Origin of the sequence: Pseudomonas baetica (genome assembly GCF_002813455.1) — a bacterium.
Classification (GTDB): domain Bacteria; phylum Pseudomonadota; class Gammaproteobacteria; order Pseudomonadales; family Pseudomonadaceae; genus Aquipseudomonas; species Aquipseudomonas baetica.
Genome location: NZ_PHHE01000001.1, coordinates 324,942 through 350,991, shown reverse-complemented (window position 1 = coordinate 350,991; position 26,050 = coordinate 324,942). Strand labels below are relative to the sequence as shown.

The window sequence follows — 26,050 nt, the reverse complement described above, 5'->3', positions numbered from 1 at the left end:
TAGGCGTTCAACCGCGGTCGCGGCCAGCCTCGCGTCATTCAAGCAGCTCTGGCCACACGCGGTGCAATACATAGTTATGTCGTTTTCCCCCGAGAGGCTGCTAGCATCGGACTCACTTGCACCCCGAACAGGCGAACATCAGGTAGCCCATGCTCGAGCCCACAGCACCGCCAAGGAAAGCACCGCTGGATACGCGGCATCAGGTCGAAACGCCGGAAGGCATCGACTTGCCGTTACGTCCGGCCGGGCTGATGGTGCGGGCCATGGCGTTCGCAATCGATCTGGGCCTGCGCGGCGTGATCATGGGCGTGCTGTTTATCGTCCTGGCGTTTCTCGGCAAGCTCGGCATGGGCCTTGGCTCGCTGTTGTTGTTCGCGATCAGCTGGTGGTACATGGTGCTGTTTGAAGTGCTGCGCCAAGGACGCTCACCGGGCAAACAATGGATGGGCCTGCGCGTGGTACACGATGACGGCACCCACATCGGCTGGTCCGCCTCCTTGCTGCGCAACCTGTTGCGCTTTGTCGATCTGCTGCCGTTCGGCTACTTTCTCGGCGCCATCAGTTGCCTGCAACATCCAACCTTCAAACGACTGGGCGACATCGCCGCCGGCACACTGGTGGTGTACAGCGAACAGCGACTCACCCGCCCGCAACTGCCCGCCGCCGAACCCCGCCGCGCACCGATTGCACTGACCCTCAGCGAACAGCGCGCCCTGCTCGGATTCGCCGAGCGTCAGACCGAGCTGACCCCGGCGCGGGTCAACGAGCTGGCGGCGCTGCTGGCCCAGCCACTGCATATCTCTGCGCCCAAGGCCGTCGCTGAACTCAACGGCATCGCCCGTGGTTTGTTGGGCCCGACATGAAGCAAAGTCTTTTCGAAAGTCGTCACAAGGCCGAATGGGAGCGTTTTGCGCTGGCCCTCGAACGCCTCGAACGCGGCAAGGAAACTTCACAAGTGACAGGTTTCCCCAAGGCTTATCGCCGTCTCTGCCAGCAGCTGGCGTTGGCGCAGGAGCGCGGTTACAGCAGTTTCCTCATCGACTCGTTGCAACAGCAAGTGCTGCGCGGTCATCAACAGCTTTATCGGCATCGCAGTCGACTCGGTGCCAACCTGCTTGCTTTCATTCTCGCCGACTTCCCGCGGCTGGTGCGCGCCGAATGGCACTTTGTGGTAGCCGCCGGCCTGTTGTTTTTCGGCAGTCTGATCGGTGTTGGAGTGCTGGTGTATCTGTTTCCCGAGCTGGTCTACAACCTGATCCCCGCTGATCAGGTGCGGGAAATGCAAGGCATGTACGACCCCGTTGCCGGTCACCTCGGACGCCCCGCCGAGCGTGCGGCCAGCGAAGACTGGGTGATGTTCGGTTATTACGTGATGCACAACATCGGCATTGCCTTCCAGACGTTCGCCAGCGGTTTGCTGCTGGGCGTCGGCAGCGCGTTTTTCCTGTTTTACAACGGTATGGTCATCGGCGCGGTGGCCGGGCACCTGAGTGAAATCGGCTTTGGCCAGACCTTCTGGTCATTCGTGATCGCCCATGGCGCGTTCGAACTGACGGCCATTGCCCTGGCCGGCGCGGCGGGCCTGCAATTGGGCTGGGCCTTGATCGCGCCGGGACGCCTGACCCGCGCCGAAGCGTTGAAACGCGCCGCGCGCAAAAGCGTATTACTGATCTGCGGGGTCATGCTGTTCTTGCTGATCGCCGCGTTCATCGAAGCTTATTGGTCATCGAAAACCAGTGTCGCACCGCTGACCAAATACCTGGTCGGTGCCACGCTCTGGGCGTTGGTGGCGAGCTACTTGTTGCTGGCCGGAAGGACACCCCATGCGCCTGAGTGACGCCACCGTGGTGATCCGTCCGCGTACCACCTGGGAAGCCATGGATCTGGGCGTGCTCATGAGCCAGCAGCATCGACGCCTGTTGATGACCAGTTGGGCGATCGTCACCCTGCCGCTGTTCGTCTTGCTCAGTGTGTTGCTGTGGAATTCGCCGTCGCTGGCAATGTTTATCTTCTGGTGGCTTAAACCGGCCTACGAACGCCTGCCGTTATACATCCTCTCCAAAGCACTGTTTGGCGAAACGCCAACGCTCAGGCAAGCCCTGCGTGAATGGCCGCGCCTGCTCAAACCGCAACTGCTGGCCAGCCTGACCTGGCGCCGCTTGAGCTTGAGCCGCAGTTTTGTGATGCCGGTGGTGCAACTCGAAGGTCTGAATGGCGACGCCCGACAACAACGTCTGCAAGTGCTGCTGCAACGCAATGCCGGCGCCGCGCAGTGGCTGACCATCATCGGCGTGCATTTGGAGACCGCGCTGTGGATCGGTTTGATGGTGCTGTTCTATATGCTGTTGCCGCAGCAGATCGAAATCGACTGGGACTGGCAGTCGCTGATCCTCGAAGCGGATCACCCGTGGCGCTGGCTGGAACACCTGACCAACGCTTTCTATGCGCTGGTGCTGGTGGTGTGGGAGCCGGTTTATGTGGCCTGCGGATTCAGTCTGTATCTGAATCGGCGCACACAACTGGAGGCGTGGGACATTGAACTGGTGTTCCGCCGCTTGCGCCAACGCCTGAACAGCAGCGTGCTCGGTGTGCTGCTGGCGGTGTGCTTGCTGCTGCCGAACGTGCCCTCGGTGTGGGCGGCCGAGCCGGACAGCAACCCGCAGGCGCCGCGCTTGCTGAATCAGCCGCTGACCAGCCAGGCCTCACGCGACAGCATCAAAGCACTGCTCGAACAACCGCCGTTCAAGAACCAGGAGTCCGTCACCCGCTATCGCTTTGGCGAGGACCCGGCAGCCCCGGCCAAATCAGCGGAACCCGGCGAAGCCCCGCAATGGCTGAAAACCCTGCTGGGCTGGCTTGACGGCCAACACCTCAATGCCTTGGCCAAGGTAATTGAAGTACTGCTGTGGGGCGCATTGATTGCCGGGCTCGGTGGGTTGATCTGGCGTTATCGCGAGTTTCTGCAAGCGTTCGTCAGTCGTCGCCCGAAACTGCCCAGCCGCACCAGGCGAGCAGCGCCGCAGCAAGCTTTTGGTCTGGATTTGAACCGTGACAGCCTGCCCGAGGATATCGCCGCCCACGCCGAACAACTCTGGCAGAGTCAGCCACGGCTGGCGTTGAGTCTGCTTTATCGGGGTCTGCTCAGCCATTTGCTGCATGATTTTGATCTACCGCTGAATGCCGCCGACACCGAAAACCAGGTGCTCAAGCGGGTTGAACAATTGCAGCGCCCGGAGCTGCTCGCCTTCAGCCGGACCCTCACCGCTCACTGGCAAAACATGGCTTACGGGCATCGCGTACCCGCGGCGCCTCTGCAACAGGAACTGTGCGATGGCTGGCGCGCCTTGTTCGGTCACGGAGTATCGCGTTGAGCCGGCGCAGTCTGTGGTGGCTCGGCGGCCTGATCGTCGCCCTGCTGGCGGCGTTAAGCGTTTATCTGTTTCTGCTGGCCAGGCCTTATCAGGAGCAGATCGATCACGGCCCCTCGCCCGCCGCGCAGGCCAACCCGTATCTGGCGGCGGAAATGTTTTTGCGCGAGCGCGGCATCCATGTCACGCATGCCGAAAGCCTGTCGCTGCTGCCGGATGTCGAACCACGCGGCAACACCTTGCTGCTGTTCAACGACCGCTCGCGGATGACCCCGCGTCAGGTCGATCAAGTCTTGAACTGGACCCGGGCTGGCGGGCGGCTGGTGTTTGTCGCCGAATCGCTGTGGGACGAACAGACCAGACAAAGCAATGACCTGTTGCTTGATCGGGTGCAACTGCATCAGTCCTTAAGCAAGGAACTGAAAGATCCCCCGGCCGATGTGGAGCAGGATCCTTACCCGACACTGACCAAACTGTATCTGGAAGATGAAGAGGCACCGGCTTACGCCGGCTTCGACACCGACTTCCACCTCGACGACCCGAAAAACCTTGCGCAAGCCTGGGCCAACAGCGCCAAGGCCACACACATGATGCAACTGCCCTACAGCCTCGGTTCGATCACCGTGGTCACCGACGCCGAATTGTGGAAAGCCCCGGCCATCGCCGAGTACGACAACGCCTGGCTGCTGTGGTATCTGAGCGCCGACACCGACGTCACGCTGATCTACAACACCGCACACGATGGCCTGGCGACCCTGCTATGGCGCTACTTCCCGCAAGCCATCGTCGCCCTGCTAGCGCTCATCGGTCTGTGGCTCTGGCACGTCGGAGTGCGCCAGGGCCCGCTGCAAGCACCGGCACCGATTGGCCGGCGACAACTACAGGAACACCTGCGCGCCAGCGCCGATTTCATCCTGCGCCATAACGGTCAGCACACATTGCTGCTGGCCCTGCAACAGGACGTGTTACGTCGCGCCCGCCGCCGCCATCCCGGCTTCGACCAATTGAACGTTGCCGAACAATGGCTGGTGCTGTCGCGCCTGAGCCGGCAACCGACCCGCGCCATCAGTCAGGCCCTGACGCCTCGAACCCATCAGCGTCTGTCCAGCGCCGAGTTCAGCCGTCAGGTCGCCCACCTGCAAACCTTGAGGAACACGCTATGAGTGAACAGATCGAGCCCGGCAGCGCGAGCCACGCGGCCCAGCAACGCCAGCGTGCCAGTCAGTTGGCGCAAGCGCTGCGCAACGAACTGCACAAGGCCCTGATCGGCCAGGACGCGGTGATCGACGACGTGCTGACCGCGCTGATTGCCGGTGGCCATGTGCTGCTCGAAGGCGTACCCGGCCTGGGCAAGACCTTGCTGGTGCGGGCCTTGGCCAAGTGCTTCGGCGGTGAGTTTGCACGGATCCAGTTCACCCCCGACCTGATGCCCAGCGACGTCACCGGCCACGCCGTGTATGACCTGCAAACCGAACAGTTCAAACTGCGCAAGGGCCCGTTGTTCACCAACCTGCTGCTGGCCGACGAGATCAACCGCGCACCGGCGAAAACTCAGGCCGCGTTGCTTGAAGCCATGCAGGAACGTCAGGTCACCCTCGAAGGGCGCGCCCTGCCGATCGCCCAACCGTTCATGGTGCTGGCCACGCAGAACCCGATCGAACAGGAAGGCACTTACCCGCTGCCCGAAGCCGAGCTTGACCGCTTCATGCTCAAGGTGCGCATGGACTACCCCGAGGCCGATCATGAGCTGAGCATGGTCCGCCAGGTGTGCCGCTCGACCCGCGCCGACATGCTGGATGTGCAACCGTTGCGCACCGTGTTGCAGGCCAAGGATGTGCAAGCCTTGCAGCGCATCGCCAGCGACTTGCCGCTGGACGATCAAGTGCTCGACTACGCCGTGCGCCTGGCCCGCAGCACCCGCACCTGGCCGGGCCTGACCCTCGGCGCCGGGCCGCGCGCATCGATCGCGCTGGTGCGTTGCGCCCGAGCCAGGGCATTGTTGCGTGGCGGCGAATTCGTGATTCCCGATGACATCAAGGGCTGCGCGCTGGCGGTGTTGCGCCATCGCGTGCGCATCGCCCCGGAACTGGACATTGAAGGCTTGCAAGTCGATCAGGTGCTCCAGCAATTGCTCGACCAAGTCGCGGCGCCGCGCCTGTGAAACCCTCGCGTCTGCTGTTGATCTGGCTGGCGGTGCTGCTCGCCGTCGGCATTGTGCTGGGCACCTTTCAGGCGCTGGAGATGGATGTCCCGGCGAGCCTGATCTCGATCAACTGGGGATTGTTGCTGGCACTGTTGGCCTTGGCGACGCTTGATGCCGTTCGCCTCAAGCGCCTGCCGGCACTGCGGATCAAACGCCAGATGCCCGGCAGCCTCGCCCTCGGTCGCTGGGGGGAGGTACAACTCAAGGTTGAACACGACTTTTGCGCGCCGTTGCAGGTGCAGATTTTCGACCATGTGCCGCCGGGTTTGAGCTTTGAGAATCTGCCGCTGTGCGTCGAGTTGCAGCCCGGTCAATACAGCCAGACCGGTTACCGACTGCGCCCGATACAGCGCGGGCACTTCACCTTCGAACACTGCGAAATCAACCTGCCGAGCCCCTTGGGCCTGTGGTCCGGCAAGCGTCTGCTCAAGGTCCTCGACAACACCCGCGTCTACCCCGACTTCGCCCGCCTGTATGGCGGCGAGCTGCAGGCGGTGGACAACTGGCTCAGTCAGCTCGGCGTACGCCAGCACCAACGTCGCGGCCAGGGTCTGGAATTTCACCAACTGCGCGAATTTCGCGAAGGCGACAGCCTGCGCCAGATTGACTGGAAGGCCACCGCGCGCCAGCGCACACCGATTGCCCGCGAATACCAGGACGAACGCGACCAGCAGATCATTTTCCTGCTCGATTGCGGGCGACGCATGCGCAGCCAGGACGACGAACTGTCGCACTTCGATCACGCACTCAACGCCTGCCTGCTGCTCAGCTACGTAGCCCTGCGCCAGGGCGATGCCGTGGGCCTGAGCACCTTCGCCAGCGACCAGCCGCGCTACCTCGCGCCGGTCAAAGGCAGCGGACAACTGAATGTGTTGCTCAACCGTGTGTATGACCTCGACAGCAGTCAGCACACGGCTGATTACCAGAGCGCCGTAACGCAACTGCTCACCCGGCAAAAGCGCCGGGCGCTGGTGTTGCTGGTGACCAACCTGGGTGATGAGGAGGATGGCGAGCTTTCAAGCGCGGTTAAACGGCTGAGCCAGCAGCATCGGGTGTTGCTGGTCAGTTTGCGGGAGATCGTGCTCGACACCCTGCGCCAGACACCGGTGCAAACCTTGCCCGAGGCATTGGCCTATTGTGGCACCGTGAACTACTTGAATGATCGTAACGAACGCCTTGAGCGCATGACCGCCCATGGCATACCCGTGGTGGATGCCCGGCCCCCGCAGTTGGGGGCCGAACTGGTGACACGTTATTTGAGCTGGAAAAGATCAGGGGGCATCTGATCGTCAGTCTGATCTGTTGCCAGCAACTCGTCGTCAGCAGCATCTGAAGCAATGACGGCGAATCTGACCCCGATTGACCCGGCAAAATCCGGAGAGGTCATCGCTATTGCAAACTCGTCACCAATCGACGCCGTGACCGACATCCTCCACGTAAAATTTGCGCCAACTGTTATCAGTTTGCCTGCAGACGGTTCGAAGGCAATGTCATCCCGTGAGCAAGCGATCGAAAACTGTCGTCCTGTCAGCTCTTCTGCAAACGTCAGTCCAACGTCAACCACCTTGTTCAGTCGAACAGGGACAACGACCTGAGCAGGAAACAGAACAATAACTTTGTTGATGAAAAGGGCTGCGCCTTTTATCACGGCATTGTTTGTGTCCGTCACCCAGATACGCGTCGTCATGGACGCTGATACGGGTACATCCGTCACTGTCACTTCGGCCTGAACCACACCGAAACCTCCCGCCGGAAATGTCCTCGGCGTAAAGGTGTGTCTTGCCCATCCATCGGCACCGATGGGGGTTTGAGCATCGTCAGCATCTGGATACCGCCAGCGAACCTGCGCGCCTTCGGGCGCTCTCTCCACACGCGCACTGACTATAGCCGCGCTGCCCAATAGCACTAGACGGCTGGACGCGGTGATTTCCATCACCTCAGGGATTTCCCCGCCATATGCCAAAGCGGCCACTTCCCAACCCGCAATCCCACCTTTTACCGTGGCAGTCAGAATGCCATGAGTCTCCTCGGAGTAAGAAAAGATCAGACTTGCTATCCCGTTGGGGTCCGTTTCCGTCGCTACCAAATCAAGGGTTTCATACTTCCACTGCACCTTAACACCTGGCAACGGCTCTTGAGTGCTTGCCGAAACCACCAAGGCGTGGGCATGGGCTCTCGACGTATCAGGAGGCTGCCTTGAAAAGGTCGGCTCGTACAATTCAAGAATGCGCACTGGCTCCATGAGCGTGCAATCCCACGCCACAGACTCCGAATGCAGGTCATCTCCGACGGTTGCCGTTACCACAAACGAAGTGGCCCTCGTCGGGGCAAAATCAAGCTTTGCCACCCCGTAAGCATTGGTGACCGCTTTCTTCTCCCCAAGCTCACTCGTGCTGAAGGTCACGGTCACACCCGACATCGGTTTGCCGCTGATGACCGAGATCACTTTGACCTTCCCGAAAAAATGCTCTCCCCACAGCAATGTCTGCCGGGTGCGCTGATGATCAGCGATCTTCATGACCTGCGAGGCCGGCCCCACCGACATCGCATTCTCGGGCGACAAGCTCGCCAGCCGATCAGCAGCAAAAAGCACACTGGTGCTGCCGTTCTGCACATCAGCGACCCTAAAGTCGATGACGAGTCCATTCTCGCCGAGAAAATTCCTCACACCGAGCGCCGGGGGGTCGAAGCTGATCCCCAATGGGGTGGGTCCGTTTCTGGCCATGCCCAGCGTCAGGTACTTTCCGAACAAGGGACTGCTTTGGGGGGCGTGCACATGGATTTTGTGTTTGCCCGAGCGACGCGCAAACCAGGTTTTCGCCCCCAAGGGCTGCGCCGGCTGATCATCGAAACTGACCGTCAAATGGCGCCAGGGATCACTCCCCAGCGCCTTGACCGAAAACGTTCGAACATCTTCATAGCCGTCATAGTTATTACGCAGCGAAGCAATCACCACGACGTCGCCCGCACTCTTTGGCGCAACCGCATGTCGGCTCCAGCCATTCTCATCGGTAGGTTCATCTTTCCCTTCCCCTGCGAACCATCTCACCGGGACCTGGCTAACCGGACGCTCCGTGAAATGTGAATACACCCGTGCGGCCAACCACACAGGCGCCTGCCCGACGACAGGATCCACCGCATCCTCAAGCGTTGCCTCGAAACGGACTTTGTTATGGCCCAGATCCATCGGCTTGGCAGTGGCGATAAAATTCAGCTGTGGTAGCGCCACGGTCAGCTCGAAGCGACCGGGTTGCTCGCTGGCGGAGAAATCCAGTATCCAGACCACACCGCTGTCACTCAGGACTTGCACGGCGCCAAGGTCAGGTTGCACCGTCGCCTGCAAGTCCTCGGCTGATTTGCCCGACCAGGCGAGTGATACCTGCAGGCCCACCAACGGGCTCAGTGCATTGGGCGAGACATTGAAGCGGTGACGAGCACCCAGACACGGGTAGAGTACTTGCTCGTCCAATGGCGTGAGGACCTGATCAAGCAACAGTCTCATTTCTTGCTTCAGGTCCACAGAGACCAAGCGTCCAGACAACTCACGCACGGTGCCGACGTTTTCAAGTCGTAGCTCAAGCTCGAACAAGCTACTGAGGCTAGTCTCGGCCAGCGACTGCAGTTCCCACTGCACGCCCTCTGCGAGCAGTGGGAACTGCACGCCCAAACCAGCAGGCATGAGACCGATATCGGGATCAATTGCGCCTCGCCAATGCAGGCTGATGTTTTTGCCTGTCCACGGGCTACCTTCAACCGGCTCGACCCTCAGGGTATGTGTCTGCCCTCGCCGACAAAGAACGCCGAGGGTATTGCGCTCGACTAACTCATCATCCAGCCAGATGCTGACCTGGTTTTTCCAGGGACTAGTGGCAATCGCCTGCACCGGGAATGACCAAGTACTCGCCTGCGCCTCGGGATACGCCTTGATGTTGACCGTGACAGTGTGATCACCAGCGCTTGTCGGGGTGTAATGGAGACTCGTCCAGCCATAGGGACCGGTCACATCCGAAAAGTCCCCTTCAGGCGTTTTCCACTCGACCAAGGCGTTGCCGACCGGGTCGCCATTACCGGCGGTGATGTCGTGCACCACCCTCACCCGCAACAACACGCTTTCGTTTTCATCGACTATCGGAAACTTGTTGGCCTCGCGCACCTCCTCGATCCGCAGGCGGTTGCGCGCCAGCGACATGGGTTTGCTCGGTGATGGCAACAACAATTTCGAGCAGACCAGCGACAGATCGAATTTTCCGTCCTGCCTATCACCGCTGTCCAATGTCCAGGCAGTGTCACTGTTGACGGGCACTGGAGTATCGAGCTCGGGACTGATCACCACGTCGAGTTGCTCATGATGGTCACCTTTCCAGCGCAGCGAAAATTGGCTGCCCAACAAAGGACTGCCGGCAGGCAAGCGCACCAGAAGACCATATTCGCTGCCCCGGTTCGGGTAACCGGTCGCGCCCCACTCGGTAGGCGCACCGTCGACAATGGCCAGAAGCTCACGCCAAGGGTCCGTGGCCAGCACCTTGACGCCGAACGTGTGGGTGGCGACACCCTCGGCGTAGTAAGGGCTGCTCACCGAAGCCGTGACGAAAAAATCTCCGTCAGCGGTCGGATCGTAAGTGAAGTCAGCCCAGCCGTGCTCGTCACTAACAACATCAACATTGACACCTTGCGCTGCGACCGACCAGGTCACCGTGCGTCCACCAAGCGCCTGACCTGTATAAAAAGAAGCCACTTGCACGCCCAGACGCACGGTCTGCTTATATTCCAGCACCGGGTAATAGGCCGCCTCCAGCGGGTCGCGAAAGACCACGCGGTGATGCCCCAACGATACAGGGATCGTGTAAGGCTCGGCGTTGTACCGGTTGACCACTTTCAAATTGATATCAAAGGGACCTTCATCGCCGACCAACGGGCATATCAGCTTCCACTGCGACCCAAGGTCGTTATCTTCACCCAAGGGGGGATCAGCGGTAACCGTCTCACCAGGATTGCCTTCAAGAAACAGCGCTGCAGCGGTATCCAGCCAGGCGTTGCCTGTTTCAGGAATGATGGTGAACCGGTGGTTGTCAAGGGGTACAGCACCCAGACACAAGTGCAACGTGCCACCCGGGGCGAAGCTTTCCTCATCCAGCTGCACGGATTGCAGCTTCAACGGTTGCAGATGCAATTGCAGGTTGATCCTGGTGATACGGATCCGCGAAAAATAGTCGCCATGGTCGTTGCGCGGGCAAACTATCTCCAGGCGTAAAACGTCATCACGCTTGAAACCCTTATCCAGCTGCATATTGTAGGCTTTCGGTAAAAACACCAAGGGTTGCCCAGCCCCCAGACCCGCCGTGGCGTGCTCGTTTTTGCGTTGCGGATCAGGCGTGAGTTCTATCGCCGACAACTCAACGTCCCCGTTGAAGATACGCATCCAGCCGGAGCGGGGATGATCCACCTCACACAGAAAACTCAATATGTATTGAGCATTGTCGTCTGGCCCCTTGGGTACGATGATCTCCTGCCAGATCGAACCAGCATCCTGCAGAATTAGAAGACTGACCCATTTATTTTCATATAGATCACCACCTACCGCGTAAAACCCCTTGGTCGTCCAGCCCGTCGTTGCATTGCGGAACTCGCCATTGACCACCAGACTCTCATTTGCGTTAACAATGGGATCAGTCATGATTGCCCGCTCCTGTGACTTTGTTGTAGCCGCGTGGCGTTTTCCGCCTCGGTGACCATGTCCTGCACCTGGCGGGTAAACGTCGGTTCACCAGACTTGGCCGTGTAGCGAATACGCACAATGATGTCAGTCAAGGCGCTCAGCATGGCCGCCTGCGGTTGTTTTGCCGGCCACGGGAAATTCAGCTGAAAGGTGGAGACCGCGCCGCTGCTCTCGAAGGGATTGAGCAAGCCTTCATCAGGTTTGCTTCCCGTCAGACCGTTGTCGGCAATGCCTGCCGACAAGGCGATCTGTTGCCCGCTACGCAGGTTGATCACCACGTCGGCGGGGGCCACCAGCGTCTGGTCTTGCATGTACTGCACTGATTGCGCCGTGGCCTTGGTCGCCGTCATGCTGCTGATCTGCCGCAAGATACTGCGCACGTCCTGATAGGGGCCGACCAGCGCCGGCAGATCGACTTCCACCGCGCTGATCTGCCGGCAGTAATGCCCTGGATGATCACGATCAAACAGCAACTGCGACAGTCTGAACTGCAGTGAACCGGTCTTGCGCAGTTGGTCCAAGGCGTGCGTCCAGTTATCAGAACCTGTTTGCCGTTCGACGGGGTCGTCAAACAACTTGCGCAAGGAAATGGTCTTGACCAGTTCCAGCCGGCGCTCATACCGTTGCAGGTATTCACGCTCCATCCGCAATAGATGCCCGCGCAAGTGCTCGCCCGCGGTCAAGCCATGACGATTGTCCTGCCACACCTGAGGCAACGGAATCTGCGCATCGTAATCGCCTGTTTCAGCGCTCAACGAAGCCTGAGCATTAAGACACAGGCTGATGACCGCATCGTAGGCCTGAGAGTGCAACGCCTTGAGCTGTGCGAGCATCCAGCCAAACAATTCGGCATTGGTCGCCCGTTTTTTCAGAAAGTTGTAAAGCGTCAGGGCCTGCTCGTTGGCTCTGAGGGTTTGTGCAAGGCTGGCTCGGGCCGCAGCGACGGCATGGCTCAGCGCAACGATTTGCGCATCAATCGCACGCATTTCCGCCCGGGCCTGATCGCGGCTCAGTGCCCATTCGTTGCGACGGCGGCGGTAGCCTTCGGTGGTGGCCTGTTTATCGGCATCGATTTGCAGCAGCGAGGCAGCGATCTCAAGGCCAAAACACACCGCATCGGTCACCTTCTCGATCCGGGCATTGCCATTGGCCAGGCCAAATATGTTCGGCAACGCCGCCAATGCCGCCCCCACCGGCTTGGTGATTTTGGCTGTCAACGCGAACACTTTTGACTGCTCCAGGCTATCCATGACTTTGTACTCGACGGCCGAGATATTTTCTACATAACGCCGTTCGTAGGCATCGGCGCGTTCTTGCGCCATCAAACGACTCTGACCAAGGGCTGCCACATTCGCTTCCAGTTGCGCGATGGATTGCTCCTGTACCGTTTGCGCATAACGGCCCAGTTCGACCAGATGGTTCTGCTGTATTTCCTCCTGTTCGGCGCGATCGCGTCGTTCAAGCAGGCTCAGCACCTGACTGCCGATATCCTGCAGAGCCTGCACCGCACGCAATGCGACCTCGAAAGTCACCCGCCAACGGAACGCGTTGACCACCAGCCGCCCGCCCATCGGTCGTGGTCCACCGCTACCGCCAGCCACTTGGTCACGCAGCAATTGGTCCGGATCTGTCGGCGGACTGAACAACGCAATATTGCGCGGCTGGCCGTCGATGGTGAGATTTTGGCGCAGGTTATCCAGGCGCATTTGCGGCGCCGCAAACAGGTCGAGCAAAGGCTGATTGATCTCTGGCTTGAAAGGCTCGAACCCTATCAACCCGAGCCGTGGGGCGATGTCGGAGCCGGCCGCGATATCCGCCAGTGAGTAGGGCAGCGTCCGTTCAAACGCCTCCAGCGCCGTACGCCTGATGGACCGGTTCAAAAGATTTTCGACCGTATCGGTTTCCCACTGCGTCACTGCACGGGCAATGGGTGTCTTGCCCATCAGAAACTTGGCTTGCACGTAACACAGCTTGGCTGCCACCAGGCTGTCGCTGGTCAGTTGCCGGTAATACCAGTCGCCCCACGCCATTAGATTTTTCACATAGTCGCAGAACACCAGAATCTTGAAATGCTCTGGCGTCGAGTAGCCGATAGCGTCCGGGTCAGTGGGCGCCAGGGCTTCATTGCCCGGATCGCCCTTTCCTGTTGCCAATGGTCGGCAGCGCCAATACAGCACTTTCGCACCAGGCGGAGGTTTGCTCGGATCGGCCACAACGTCGGCAATGGCCTGCGGATCAAACAGGTAATGCAACCAGCGTTGCGCCTCGGGGAACCGCCCTTCGTCGCGCAGACGTGTCGCCATCAAATGCGGCAGGTGAAAAAACAACTCCCAGAAGAACAGGCCGTTTGCCCCGTCAAAAGCACCGTTGGGCTCGTCAAACGTGAGACCGGTCGGCACTGGCTCGGCCAGAAACTGCGACTCCCAATCCAGAATCGCGTCCACCGAGACATTGGCGCGTTGCACCAGTTCCGCGCCAAACAGCGAATTCAGGCGGGTATATTTCAGCGTCAGCGCTGCTTGGTTGAACTGGAGAAACTGCGCGGCGTCCGTGGTATTTTTCACCAGTATTGGCGGGATGAAATCCATGAGGTTGCGAATGGTGAGCGTGAACTCTTTGACGCCAAACGAAGTGGGTGGGGTGGTGGCCGTGTCACCAAAAGAAAATATGGGTAGTGTCGACCATCCGCCTGGATCTCGCTCGAACGAAGTACTGAACGCCATGTGCCAATCGCCCGCCTCCGATTGGTTCTTTGTCACATCAACAGGGTCACCGCTGTTTCTGTTAATTAATGCCAGTTTGATTTGTGGAGTGGCATCTTTCGCCGGCACCCTGGGTTTGCAAAAGCCCCGGACAGTCAGTACATCTTTTTCCTTGCCCTCGCCATTCAACCCCCGATAAGCGTTGACCAGCAGCTCCAGATAAGGCGTCAAATCGCCCTCAGCCGCCACTTTGGAGAGAACCGTCACCTGACTGGGCAGCGGGTGCTGAACTGTTTCGGGGGTTTTGAATCGGTGAGTCAATGCAGCGTCCAGCCACAGGCCGCCGTCGTGTTCGAGGGGACGCATCAACACATCGTGGACCGCATGCACCCGTTGCGTCACATCGTCTATATCCGTGAACAAAATCCCCAGGTTGCCCTTCGGATGCAGATAGTCGGTGCGCACGCTTGCGACCATCATGGGCTTCGCGGGGCGGTTTGCCGGCTCTGAACAGCACATCGGCAGTGGCGCCGACCATTGGCCACTTTGGGTCATGAACGCCAGCTTGATACTCAGTTGAGCAGGTATGAACTCACCCTGCGTCTTACCCTGAACCTTATCGCGCCACTCGGCCCAGCACAGGCACAACCGGCCATTCCAGAACACCGGACGCATCTCCAGCACCTCGGCGTCGGGCTGCAACTCGATAGCCTGCCACTCACTCCACGCAGCGGGGTTGACCGCCTTGCTCGTGGGTGTGAGGTTAACGTCCGCTTTACGCCAGAAGTACTGAAACGGCTGCACACGTTGTCGCCCGACAAAGTAGTAAACGGCGCGAGCAGGCGTGGTGCCGTCCATGTAGCAACTGATGACCTCCAGGTCACAGGTCTGCTCGAAAGTTTGCAGATAATTGCGCACCGCCATTTGTGCCGAGTCGACGCTTAATTGCGCCGAGTTCAGTTCGTTTTCAAGGGTTTTGAACAGACTTGTCTTGCGCAGACGCACAGCGGCATTCATGAAATTTTCTGGATACAGAGCAAGCTTCTGAAGCGCCGCCCAGTCTGAATAGTTGCTGTAGAACTCCCATGTCTGCAGATCATCGACGTGGAACTGATGCTTCTCGAAACCGGGCTCCAGCTTGCGGTAAACCGCGTGGATGTAATGTTGCGCACAACTGATCGCTTCGGCTACTCGGGAACTGCGCACCGCAGAGGAATCCAATGGATCCATGCGCAATAGTTCAAAGAGATCCTCCGGGGTTTGCACAAACGGATAATCCTTCTGGCTGACATGCCCGATGCAGTATTCGAGCAGTGCCCAACGGCGTTTCTCCAACAGCCCGCCAGTGACGTTCGGTTCCATGATTTTTGCTCCGTGTGAGGCCCGGGGACATCGGTTTGACAGGCGCTAAAGATCACTGCCTGTTAGCGGCTGCTTCAAATGTAATAGGGGGGAAATCAACCGCTTGTTCACTGCTTTGGCTGAGCACGCTGAAAATGAATGTTCCTGTGACGGTGCTGGAGACAAACACCCGTGTAAGCCCATCCTGGTCGGTGAAACCGTTAGCGGGTCGAATCGCTGGCCCATCCACGGCGTCCGGGTCGTCAACCGTCTTGGTGCTCACGGACGCCCATGTCACAAGATTGTCGCGCCCCACGTTGCCATAGCGGTCCATTAACCGGGCATACAGTTCAACCTCATGCCCTGTTGGCACAGAGTCCAGAGGCACTTTAGACATAAAAGCGAGCGGGAACAGTAGATTGCGGTTGTCGGCATTGATGTTGATTGATTGAGCAGTCTTCGGCTCAAACATGTCCAGCCAGTATCGTGGCGTATCGGTGCCCGTGACCTTGCCCGGGAAATACTCGGCCTTGAGTGTTCCATCTACCTGGGTTTTCTTTGTTTCGATGTGGCCAAGCGTGGTTTGCCAATACACTGTGACATCGCTCAAGGGCTCGCCTGCGGCATCCTTGACCGTTACCGTGAAGGTGACCTTCTCACCCGGCTTTCCTGCGATGACATCGGTGTTATCCGGGACGCACGTTATCGTCACAAGCTGGCTCAGGTCAGCCGGCAACTGGGCAACCGGAGCCCGCGAGCGTGTCTCGCTGAGCAGAGCGAGTTCGGCGGCTTCGGCATAGGCCGACAGGTCCACTTCTTCAGACAACGTACCGACTTTTATAATGGTCTGCGCTTCCATGCCGCTGTTGGCCGACAACGCACGCACGCGCATCAACAGATCCAGTTGGCTGAGATTCTTCAGTACCTTGAGACCTTCTGGAAGGATGTGGCTGACACACTCGCGCACTTCCTGCGCGCTCCAGCCAAAAAACTCCGCCAGCATGATCGCGGCAGCCTGTTCCGCCAGCCGTGCGGCATCGACACTCAAGTCAGCGTCAGCGGGCAGATGATTCACCCGGCGCAGGTAGGTCAGGAGTTTCTGTGCAGGCAACTGACTCATGCTGAACGCCCGGGTCAGCACGCTCAGGTAATAAAGCGTGCGCACCGACAACGCGTGTTTGTCGGCCTGACCGATCCAGGCCCGATGACCATATTCGAGATAGTCCTGCAGCAGTACGGTACTCAGGTCCAGCGTCTCGACTACATCAGCGCGTCGACGCACATCGGCCAGCAGAGTGAGCAACGGATCGATAGGTTCGTTGCTCGCACGTCTTGATACATCCGGACTGAGATCGGGTCGTTGATTGACCTGCTGCAACAGCTGATACACCGTCGAGTTGGCCCAGTTCAGCACGAGGATTGCCTGATCCACTGCAACCCCGGCGTAGACGGACAGCGTTTCCCTGACCAGAGAAACCTGCGCATCGCGGGCCTGCAAAAGCACACTGAGCATGGTTTCGACCAGAGCAGCGCGCACCGTCTCGTCGATTTTGCCCAGAGCATCGTCGAGCGCCCGTGCGAGTTTGGCGCGGGCAAAGATCAAATACTGCTCTGGCGTCCCGGCCCCAGCCAGCACCAGACCGTTGGCGTCGATGACCGGATCCAGGCCATCGGCCGAGCTTGCCAGGAAGTCCATCCAACTGGCGGGACCTGCCGATGGCACGCCCGCCATCAACAGATTGGCATTGGAAAACAGCGCCATGGGCAGCAAGTTGTGAATCTGATCGAAAAACTGCAGATCCTGCTCGGTCGCATCGCCCGCCGGCTGCGCTTGGGCCACATGTTGCAACACCCACAGCACCGGTAACCGCGCTTGCTCACACCATTGCGCAAAAGCCTGCATGGCATCGATCAGGTTCAGCGCATCCGGGGTGTCGTGCGCAGAGGCGTTGATTTTGGGTGGACCCGCCAGACCATTGACCCACTTCTCGCCCCCCACTAATGTCAGCACCAACACCCCCTCGACCGGGGTCATGTTCAGCAACCTGGGCAGCTTCACCAATCGATAAAAACTGGAGATGATCGGCGCGCTGCGCTTTAGCGTGTCAGTCAGGCAGTGCGCTTTGGCTACCGTCAGCGCCAGGTACTGGTACGTCTGCGGGTCGATGCCCAAACCGAAGCACAGTTGATTGATCGTCAGATTGGCCTCGCCCGGCGCAGGCGTCACCGCAAAGGGTGCGTCATCCAGTTTGAAGGGCTCGCGATACGCCCCCTGGTTGTTGAACACCTGATCAAATTGTGAGAGCGCCTCGCCGTGGCCGTAAACGCCCAATTCATCAAGAAACACTGCGAAATCGGCGTCCGTGCAGTTGTAGCGCTCGTGCAAGGTGCGATACAGCCCCAGGGCGTGCACGGTGTTCTTCGATATCCACCACTGGCCCGGCGTTGCTCCGCCTCGTACCTCAGCCCTGATCGCGGCCACCAGCAACGCATCCACTGAATCACTGGACAGCTCCAGCCAGTTACACAGACGCACCATGCGGTTCATCCGGTCGTAACGATCAAGCCCTGGAACATCATCGGGCTGGGCACTCAACTCATACACGGTCGCCGGGGGATCCTCGCTTACGAGGCTATGCACGGCCGCAGGAACGTCCTCGCTTACCCGGATATGCACGGCGGGGTGGGTATTCTGATTAAGGTATACCGAACCGGAACGCCCGCTTTCTGGCTCATTGGGGGCTGCAGTGGCGTAAGAGACATTGAGCGAACGCTCCGGTGCGAAGTCGCGAATCGACAAAAAGCGTTCGATCCCCCGCGTGTCGAGTTTGGTCTGCGCACCGAAGATGGGAACCTGCTTGAGTTTCTTCCAGTCATCCCCGGTGCCATAGTTATCCTGGTAAAACTTCACTTGCCCTACGGGGTCCGGGCCGGCTTCCGTCAGCAGTTGGCGCTGGTAAGGCCCCAATCGCGAGGCATGCGCCAGAGCTCGCTCGGCACGGTCGGTCCAGCTCTCTGATTGCACAAACCAGGGATAAGACAGCTCAACCGTGCGGGCAAAATCACCCACCGACAAGCCATTGGCACGGGCAACGCCGTCTAGTGTGACCCAGTGCTGATAGTAAGGCAGGCCGTTGGGGTAACGCGCTGTGTACAGAGCGTCCTCAATGGATCCGTCCTGCTTTTGCGCCTTGATGAACGTCTCCAGTACCGAGACGGTGATGTCCACCGAGGACACCAACTGATACACCGCGTTCAAGTCAACGCGCATCGGCTTCAGGTCTTGACGACGCTGATGGAGGCGGTAGATGTCTTTTTGCAGACCGGTTGAGTCGATGTTGTCGCGAATCCAGCGCAGCAAATCAATCAGATAGGCGGCGGGCGACCAGTACGACTCCAGGGCTCCGGGTGGGCACATCGCGTCGAACGCGGTGGGGAATACTGTCTCGTACTTCGGGCCGTCGACTATCGCCAACAATCCGCTCTTGGGTTGTGGTTGCGCGCGATTGCCGCCCCTCAAGGTCTGTTCGATAAACTGACGCCGCACGTACGTCGCCATGCTGTTGGCGCGGTGCAGGAACTGCCGGGCGTCATCGGCATTCAACTGGAACTCCCTCACCAGCCCCTGTACGCCCTTCTCCACCAGAGGAAAAATCGAACCGTCCTGCGCGAGATAGCTTCGAAGCTGGTTCAGGCCAGCGTCCTGGACGAGTCGTTTTGTTTCAAACAACTCATCGAACAATTCCACGGAGGGACGGGGCGAATCAGCCATGATCAGGTTCCTTTGAGGCGATAGCGGGTATTGGCCAGCGGATGTGACCGGGTAGCTGCATAGGCATACGAACAAACTTTGCGCCTGATAACGGCGGGCGTAACCTGTCATAAATGACAGTTTTTTCGACCGTTCGTCGGAGTTACCGGGTCAGGTTTTTTTCTCGCCCGTCAGGTCGACCTCGAAGCGATTGCTGAGCACCCAATCGGAAACCGTTTCGCCATTGGCATCGTCCGTGAGGGTTTGCCTGAACCAGCACCAGCAGCCGTTGCCAGGCAAGGACTGCGTGGCGGTGGCGTGCCATGCGCCATCAGTGACAATGACCTGCGACACCCATTTCAGGTCCGGGTCATACCAGCTGCGCACCTCGCCGATACCCGCCCGTCCCTGCCCTGCAAACTGCACCGGGTTAGCGACCCTGCGTCCCGCCTCCGGTCTGCTGAGCGTTGGCAAGTACGTACCCTGAACGACCGTTTGTTTAGCCGGTGCCGATTCGAAATCACTGCATGTGCTCACCACGACCAGATCACGAACGCCACCGATCTGGTCAGCGTCCAGCGTTATTGACCAGGTGCGATCCGGCTTCACTTCATCGTTTCCCATGGCAGCACCGAGCGTGGCCATGACCGTGTCCCCGACCACACCGAAGCCCGACACCACCATTCGCCGTCCCACGTGTTCATCTGCGGCGGGTGATTCGATGAAGGGCGCCGCCGGGACGACCGCGTAGGTCACAGGTTCCGTGTTTTGGGATTCATGGGTTTTGCCGTCAAGAACGAACGTTTGCCGGGCCCAGAGGGTTTTGTTACCCACCGGTAGCGACACGTGCATTTCCCAATCACCGTTTGCGCGCACGTCAATATTGGTGTGCCAAGGTGAGGTCATGCCCGCCAGCCATAGCTCCACGTTGCCAAAAGGGATGCCGGTGCCCCTGACCAGCGAAGTCCGTTCACGCGTGTCGTTTTGCTCAGGAACGGTTATTTCCGGCGGCAACAGCACCACATCAAAAGCAACCGGTTGACTGCGCGCAGACAACCGCCCGTCAAGTGTCTGCTGGGCATCAATAGTGTGGAGATCAAACACCAGCCCAACCACCTTGATCGACCATGCACCGTCCGTGATCAGCACGACGGGGGGCCCCAGGTCCCGGCCGGACCGGACGTTGCGCAATTGCATCGTGGCGCCCTTCATACCGCCATCGCCACTGACAGTCACATCGCGCCCCACCTTGGCGTTTGGGCCTGGATAGGTGATGCGCGGTTGAACCATTGGGCGATAGACCACGAACGTTCCGGATGCCGGCGACGATGTCTGCCCTGCATAGTGCTGGATCACGGTGAATCTGTGAGTCAGACCCGGCTCAAAGGGCAGAGTACGTTTAAACTCCCAACGACCATTATTATTGGGCGGCTTGTGAAATATCCCGTCCACGTTGTACACAAGCGTCAGTATCGCGCCCGGCCAGCCAGTACCGATAATTTTCGGGGAAAGCTCATATTCAAGCACCTCAGTCACCTCAGGCGCCCGTGGAGCAATGGTGACCGGTACATCGATCCATTTGGCCGAGGATTGTCCATTCAGGTACTGCTTGATATACACCTTGCGATTGAGCGTCGGCCCCCACACGTCTGTTGCCGTTGTCTTCCACTTGCCCTCGTACACCTTGACTTCGGGCGCAATGGGGGTCACTCCGTCAGCGTTAAACAGCTTCACGGTGGCGCCGGTGTAGCCCTGACCGCTGAAGATCGGCTGATAGTCGGCAATGACCTCTACCGCGCTGACATCCGGCAGCACGTGGTCGACTGTCAAGGGCAAGGGCTCCGACTCGATCCAGCGGCTCGCGTTGTCGGGGACCTTTTGGATCACCTCGAGCTTGTACGTACCATAGGGCCAGTTGGGGGCTGTTGTTTTCCATTCACCACCTACCACTTCAACAATACGCGGTGGTGAGGCTCCAGCAGGCCCGCTGGTAATCCGGATCTCCACCGACGCCCCCGTGTACCCCAACCCGGAAAAACTCACCACTTTGTTGTCAGTAGGAGTGTCGAATGTTGCCGTCTCCACCTTCGGGGGACGGATTCTGAAGGCGCGCGGGATACTCCGACCGGAGGCCATGCCGTTCAGCGTTTGCTCAACCACAAGTGAGCGAGTGCCCGGAGGCAGTTCGATATCTGCCTGCCAGAAATTGTCTCTGGCAGTTGTCTCCCCTCTTGGAATATTTTCACCATCTAAAAAACACTTGACCTTGGCACCCGCAACTCCACCATAACCCCATGCTGGGAATTTCTGATTCTGAATACTCAGAATATCTGGAGAGTTGATGTCAGGTACGCGGGGTGGGTCAGACAGGTTTTTTACTATGAACGTTATTTTTGGCCCTAAGCCGTAAGTGAGGTCAGGCAGACGGAACATGGTTTGAACGGTTCGAGGACCCGACGGTAAATCCATGTCCGATTTAAGTGTCAGCTTCCAATGGGTGGTATCAAAAAACTTGCCTTCGGTGTAAGCAAAGTTCTGATCGTTACCATCAACTACGGCAATCAACATTCCAGGCGTACAATTACCCTCAAAGTCTATCCCTCTACCAGGAACAATTTGGTTTACTCCTGGTTTGGTAATCGTGGGCGTCAAATAATACTTAATCTTTATCGCTCTCGAAAAGACTTCGCCGAGCCAGCCGGGCATTGCTTCCTTCACTACCAGTGTATTCAACCCCTGTTGCAATCCGGGCGAGATGACGGATAACTGCCATTTACCGGTAGTGGAAACCTCGCCTTCGGCACTTACCGGAGTGACTCGGTCCTCTTTATAGAGCCTGACAGTAGCGCCTGGATGACCTGTCCCATCAAGAAGCGGAAGACGTATTAGCGAATGTATGAGATTTCCATACCCATGTTCAGGAGGCTTGATTACAAAAAATTCCCCGGTCCTGTACCAGGGAGTCCATAAATTCAAACTTAAAGCTTTATAGCAATGGTGAATTTCATGTTGGCCATGTCTTAGATTCACTGGCGCTTGATATCTGACAGGGTTGGAAGTGGCGTTTCGCTCAATCTCGTTATAGCTATCATCGCCATGTTTGAAATGCCATTTGTACATACTGATAGGAATCGATACCGTCGGCCCCACGAACTCCTCACCCAGCGGGAAGATGCGCCCCCTGTTGGGCTCATGAAACTGCATGATCTCCAGCTTCAGAACGCCCTCCTCCCCTTCCTGCGGCATCGAGGGTGCCTTATCGTCATCCGAATGCTCTGCCATGATTGCGCGCCCCCAAGTCCTGATCTGCCGACATTCCGTGCTCGGCAATCTAGAACCGGGAAGCTTTTTTGCGCACCTGTAAGATCTGACAGTCCCGACGAACGGTAACGTAGAAAAAGGGTGTATTGCACAACCTTTCAAGGCCGGGTTATCGAGGCTACAACGCCTTGCGCCTTTGCCTACAGATCCCTCAGAATCCGCTGGCTTGTGCACTTTGCCGATGCCCCGTAACTTGATCCGTGCCGCTGCCAATCAGTGGTCGGGTTTAGTCGCCCGGGAATTACATGCAAGTGCGTAAGCGTCATCCAATCGGGTATTCCCTATCCCCGTACTCGATGGTGGCTGTTCGCAGGGCGCCCTAGGGCGCGCCGTTTTTTTGCATGTCTTTCCCGGTCGACTAACCTGCGTTCAGCCGCCACCCCCTCGTTTAGTCGCGAGAAAGTGGCGGCACTACTTACGAGGACATGTACATGATCAAAGACACCCCAAATCCCCCAAAAACCGGCGACTCGGTTTCCCCCTACGAATCCGCAAATTCAAAAAAACTCCACGAGGCCGCCGAAAAGGCCCTCGACCATTACCTCAAACCCGAAGCCCCGCCCTCGCGCAATTCCGTAGACCGCGGCATGCAGATGTTCATGGTCGCACCCGACATGAACCGCGAAGCGGTGGCCATCCAGACCTACGAAACCTTTTCGTCGGTGAACATTCTGCTGCTGGATCTGGCAGACAGCCTGGAAGACCAGCCGCGGCATCTGGCGATGGCGATTTATCAGCTCAGTGAGATGGGGCTGTTGCTGGCGGAGAAGACGCTGGATAACGAGCGCGCGATTGCCGTGACCTGATCGTTAACCCTGCGGCGCCTTCACTATGGCCGCGGCCGGCAACGGCTGAAAACTGAAGTACTGGCGCAACGCATCGACCAATTGTCCGTACTCCGGCGGTGGCCGTTGCAGGCCGAAACCGGCGTCATAATGCAGCGGGGTGGCGTCTTCGTGGCACCACAGGCAGCACGCGATGAGATCGATCACTTGCAGGCATCCGTCGCCACTGGGGATTTTCAGGCGCAGATGAAACTCCACGCCGATCATCATCGGCAACGGGCTGATCAGCATCAAGCCGTCGGCGGACACGTTGCCCAGAAAGCCAATGGGTTTGTCGGTGACGCTATTGAACACTCTAAGGAAATACGGCAGTTGATGCCGCTCGATCCGGCGGTCGGTAAACATGCGCAGTTCGCCATGCAAGGCCCCTCACAGAGCCGCACCTTTGCTTCGGAACGAACCTGTGCGCAGGCTCGCTCTCCCCGCTTCCGGTGTGACGATCGCGACATCGCCGTCACCTTACAACTGCCAGTCGCAGGTGTTGCACGGGCACATTAGAGACTCGGCTCTAAACCCGATTCATTCGACTATAGCTCAGGTTGTACAACCGGCCAGATTTTGTATGACAACTGCCATCAAAAGCGCGTTGGACGCACGACGGCGGCAGCGCTGCGGGTCGGGTAATGGCCCAGGCTCTGCAGGGTTTCCAGGCGTGCACGGGCACGGTAGGCATACTCGCTATTGGGGTACGAAGCGATGATGAACTGATAGGTCTGCGCTGCATCGACAAACATCTTCTGCCGCTCAAGGCACTGGCCGCGCATCATCGACACTTCCGGCCACACATACGGGCGCGCCCGGCTGGCACGTTCGACCTTGGACAGCTCGAGCATCACCTGCTCGCAATTGCCGCGGTCATAGGCGCTGTAGGCGTTGTTCAAATGATGGTTCATCGACCAACGGGTGCAGCCCGTGACGGCGGCGACGCTGAGGGCAAGGGCGGCAATGGGCAACAATCGCATGGGGGTTCTCCTGTCTTGAGCTCTGTATCGACCCATCGTCGGAAATCTTCAGGCGCGTTTGTCCCAAAGTTGCCACGTTCAATAAAGAAAACGATAAGTAGTGCATTCGAACAATGACTACACCCCAAGAGCATAGTAGCCTCTGCCTGCGCTTGAACTCAGGAGTCTTTGCATGTCCGTCCGTCGTACCAAAATCGTCGCTACCCTTGGCCCGGCCAGTAACTCGCCGGAAGTTCTCGAACAGCTGATTCTGGCTGGTCTGGACGTCGCCCGTCTGAACTTCTCCCACGGCACCCCCGACGAGCACAAGGCTCGCGCGAAGCTGGTGCGTGACCTTGCTGCCAAGCACGGCCGCTTCGTCGCCCTGCTCGGTGACCTGCAAGGCCCGAAAATTCGTATCGCCAAATTCGCCAACAAAAAGATCGAGCTGAAGATCGGTGACCAGTTCACTTTCTCCACCAGCCATCCATTGACCGAAGGCAACCAGCAAGTGGTCGGCATCGACTACCCGGATCTGGTCAAGGACTGCGGCGTGGGCGACGAGCTTCTGCTCGACGACGGCCGCGTGGTGATGCGCGTTGATACCGCCACTGCCACTGAACTGCATTGCACTGTGACCATCGGCGGCCCGCTGTCCGACCACAAAGGCATCAACCGTCGCGGTGGCGGCCTGACCGCACCGGCCCTGACTGAAAAAGACAAGGCCGACATCAAGCTCGCCGCGGAAATGGAAGTCGACTACCTCGCGGTGTCCTTCCCGCGTGACGCTGCCGACATGGAATACGCCCGTCAACTGCGCGACGAAGCCGGCGGCACCGCCTGGCTGGTGGCGAAGATCGAACGCGCCGAAGCCGTGGCCGACGACGAAACCCTCGACGGCCTGATCAAGGCCTCCGATGCGGTGATGGTTGCCCGTGGTGACCTCGGTGTGGAAATCGGCGACGCCGAGCTGGTGGGCATTCAGAAGAAAATCATTCTGCACGCACGCCGCCACAACAAGGCTGTGATCGTTGCGACCCAGATGATGGAGTCGATGATCCAGAACCCGATGCCGACCCGTGCCGAAGTGTCCGACGTGGCCAACGCCGTGCTCGACTACACCGACGCCGTGATGCTCTCGGCCGAATCCGCCGCTGGCCTGTATCCGCTGGAAGCCGTGCAAGCGATGGCGCGCATCTGCGTCGGCGCTGAAAAGCACCCGACCGGCAAGACCTCCAGCCACCGTATCGGCAAGGAGTTCACCCGCTGCGACGAAAGCATCGCGCTGGCGACCATGTACACCGCCAACCACTTCCCGGGCGTCAAGGCGATCATCGCCCTGACCGAAAGTGGCTACACCCCGCTGATCATGTCGCGCATCCGTTCTTCGGTGCCGATCTACGCCTACTCGCCACACCGCGAGACCCAGGCGCGCGCAGCGATGTTCCGTGGCGTGTACACCATTCCGTTCGACCCGGCTTCGCTGGAACCGCACGAAGTCAGCCAGAAGGCGATCGACGAGCTGGTCAAACGCGGCGTTGTGGAAAAAGGCGACTGGGTCATCCTGACCAAGGGCGACAGCTACCACACCACCGGCGGCACCAACGGCATGAAGATCCTGCACGTGGGCGACCCGCAGGTCTGAGTTCCGGCCTCTTCGCGGGCAAGCCCGCTCCCACAGGGTTTGTGTGGGTCGAGTGACCGGCTGCTGAAAAAAGAAAAGCCCCGCCATGTGAATGGCGGGGCTTTTCTTTATCTGCTGAGATTGATCATCTCACTTTGAAAGCACAAACAAAAACGAATATCAACTGTCAGACCTGCCAGTAGACGCGTCAGGAGGATGGGCAGCTACTTGAGCCGCA

At 58.8% G+C, this 26,050-nt stretch carries 14 protein-coding genes; 8 read left to right on the top strand and 6 right to left on the bottom strand.

Going from position 1 to position 26,050, the window contains the following annotated elements; genetic code table 11:
* Nucleotides 1-149 precede the first annotated feature (149 nt).
* From ATI02_RS01515 to ATI02_RS01490, 6 genes are read left to right on the top strand one after another with little or no spacing between them, the layout of a single operon-like run.
* Nucleotides 150-863 carry an RDD family protein gene (locus ATI02_RS01515; protein ID WP_100845256.1) on the top strand — a complete coding sequence of 238 codons (714 nt, stop codon included), beginning with the start codon at nt 150-152 and terminating at the stop codon, nt 861-863.
* Entirely contained in the window at nt 860-1,837 is a 978-nt protein-coding gene (locus ATI02_RS01510; protein WP_100845255.1) for a stage II sporulation protein M, read from the top strand. The genes ATI02_RS01515 and ATI02_RS01510 overlap by 4 nt, the downstream gene beginning before the upstream one ends.
* Nucleotides 1,824-3,371, top strand: coding sequence for a DUF4129 domain-containing protein (locus ATI02_RS01505; RefSeq protein ID WP_100845254.1), 1,548 nt, complete (start codon nt 1,824-1,826; stop codon nt 3,369-3,371). Before ATI02_RS01510 ends, ATI02_RS01505 begins: the two co-directional genes overlap by 14 nt.
* A complete protein-coding gene (locus ATI02_RS01500) occupies nt 3,368-4,531 on the top strand; it encodes a DUF4350 domain-containing protein (protein ID WP_100845253.1) in 1,164 nt (387 codons plus the stop codon). The genes ATI02_RS01505 and ATI02_RS01500 overlap by 4 nt, the downstream gene beginning before the upstream one ends.
* Nucleotides 4,528-5,529, top strand: coding sequence for an AAA family ATPase (locus ATI02_RS01495; RefSeq protein ID WP_095187996.1), 1,002 nt, complete (start codon nt 4,528-4,530; stop codon nt 5,527-5,529). Before ATI02_RS01500 ends, ATI02_RS01495 begins: the two co-directional genes overlap by 4 nt.
* A complete protein-coding gene (locus ATI02_RS01490) occupies nt 5,526-6,857 on the top strand; it encodes a DUF58 domain-containing protein (RefSeq protein ID WP_100845252.1) in 1,332 nt (443 codons plus the stop codon). Before ATI02_RS01495 ends, ATI02_RS01490 begins: the two co-directional genes overlap by 4 nt.
* Here ATI02_RS01490 and ATI02_RS01485 read toward each other — a convergent pair.
* From ATI02_RS01485 to ATI02_RS32525, 4 genes are all read right to left on the bottom strand, one after another.
* Nucleotides 6,824-11,245: an Ig-like domain-containing protein gene (locus ATI02_RS01485; protein ID WP_100845251.1), complete on the bottom strand. Its 4,422-nt coding sequence runs from the start codon at nt 11,243-11,245 to the stop codon at nt 6,824-6,826. The genes ATI02_RS01490 and ATI02_RS01485 overlap by 34 nt on opposite strands.
* Nucleotides 11,242-15,351: a Tc toxin subunit A-related protein gene (locus tag ATI02_RS01480; RefSeq protein WP_100845250.1), complete on the bottom strand. Its 4,110-nt coding sequence runs from the start codon at nt 15,349-15,351 to the stop codon at nt 11,242-11,244. The genes ATI02_RS01485 and ATI02_RS01480 overlap by 4 nt, the downstream gene beginning before the upstream one ends.
* Nucleotides 15,352-15,403: 52 nt before the next feature.
* Nucleotides 15,404-19,102 (bottom strand): Tc toxin subunit A, encoded by a 3,699-nt coding sequence (locus tag ATI02_RS01475; RefSeq protein ID WP_100845249.1) that lies wholly within the window; start codon nt 19,100-19,102, stop codon nt 15,404-15,406.
* 150 nt (nt 19,103-19,252) lie between these two features.
* Entirely contained in the window at nt 19,253-22,363 is a 3,111-nt protein-coding gene (locus tag ATI02_RS32525) for a hypothetical protein (RefSeq protein WP_238156271.1), read from the bottom strand.
* A 470-nt stretch (nt 22,364-22,833) separates the two neighbouring features.
* Here ATI02_RS32525 and ATI02_RS01465 point away from each other — a divergent pair, with 470 nt between their 5' ends.
* Nucleotides 22,834-23,208, top strand: coding sequence for a DUF6124 family protein (locus tag ATI02_RS01465; RefSeq protein WP_095187991.1), 375 nt, complete (start codon nt 22,834-22,836; stop codon nt 23,206-23,208).
* A 3-nt stretch (nt 23,209-23,211) separates the two neighbouring features.
* Here the strand turns inward: ATI02_RS01465 and ATI02_RS01460 are convergent, their stop codons facing one another.
* Both ATI02_RS01460 and ATI02_RS01455 read right to left on the bottom strand, forming a co-directional pair.
* The gene (locus ATI02_RS01460; RefSeq protein ID WP_100845248.1) at nt 23,212-23,592 is read right to left on the bottom strand and encodes a PilZ domain-containing protein; all 381 of its coding nucleotides are present in this window, start codon (nt 23,590-23,592) and stop codon (nt 23,212-23,214) included.
* A 230-nt stretch (nt 23,593-23,822) separates the two neighbouring features.
* Nucleotides 23,823-24,209: a tetratricopeptide repeat protein gene (locus tag ATI02_RS01455; protein WP_095187989.1), complete on the bottom strand. Its 387-nt coding sequence runs from the start codon at nt 24,207-24,209 to the stop codon at nt 23,823-23,825.
* Nucleotides 24,210-24,381: 172 nt separating this feature from the next.
* On the opposite strand from ATI02_RS01455, the gene pyk reads away from it, so the two are divergent.
* A complete protein-coding gene (pyk, locus tag ATI02_RS01450) occupies nt 24,382-25,833 on the top strand; it encodes a pyruvate kinase (RefSeq protein WP_100845247.1) in 1,452 nt (483 codons plus the stop codon).
* Nucleotides 25,834-26,050: the final 217 nt, after the last annotated feature.

Excerpts from the sequence above, each read along its gene's own strand:
- ATI02_RS01505 (WP_100845254.1), top strand. The coding sequence starts at position 1,824 with ATGCGCCTGAGTGACGCCACCGTGGTGATCCGTCCGCGTACCACCTGG.
- ATI02_RS01475 (WP_100845249.1), bottom strand. The coding sequence starts at position 19,102 with ATGGCTGATTCGCCCCGTCCCTCCGTGGAATTGTTCGATGAGTTGTTT.
- ATI02_RS01515 (WP_100845256.1), top strand. The coding sequence starts at position 150 with ATGCTCGAGCCCACAGCACCGCCAAGGAAAGCACCGCTGGATACGCGG.
- ATI02_RS32525 (WP_238156271.1), bottom strand. The coding sequence starts at position 22,363 with ATGGCAGAGCATTCGGATGACGATAAGGCACCCTCGATGCCGCAGGAA.
- ATI02_RS01510 (WP_100845255.1), top strand. The coding sequence starts at position 860 with ATGAAGCAAAGTCTTTTCGAAAGTCGTCACAAGGCCGAATGGGAGCGT.
- ATI02_RS01455 (WP_095187989.1), bottom strand. The coding sequence starts at position 24,209 with ATGCGATTGTTGCCCATTGCCGCCCTTGCCCTCAGCGTCGCCGCCGTC.
- ATI02_RS01495 (WP_095187996.1), top strand. The coding sequence starts at position 4,528 with ATGAGTGAACAGATCGAGCCCGGCAGCGCGAGCCACGCGGCCCAGCAA.
- ATI02_RS01460 (WP_100845248.1), bottom strand. The coding sequence starts at position 23,592 with ATGTTTACCGACCGCCGGATCGAGCGGCATCAACTGCCGTATTTCCTT.
- ATI02_RS01485 (WP_100845251.1), bottom strand. The coding sequence starts at position 11,245 with ATGACTGATCCCATTGTTAACGCAAATGAGAGTCTGGTGGTCAATGGC.
- pyk (WP_100845247.1), top strand. The coding sequence starts at position 24,382 with ATGTCCGTCCGTCGTACCAAAATCGTCGCTACCCTTGGCCCGGCCAGT.
- ATI02_RS01465 (WP_095187991.1), top strand. The coding sequence starts at position 22,834 with ATGATCAAAGACACCCCAAATCCCCCAAAAACCGGCGACTCGGTTTCC.
- ATI02_RS01480 (WP_100845250.1), bottom strand. The coding sequence starts at position 15,351 with ATGGAACCGAACGTCACTGGCGGGCTGTTGGAGAAACGCCGTTGGGCA.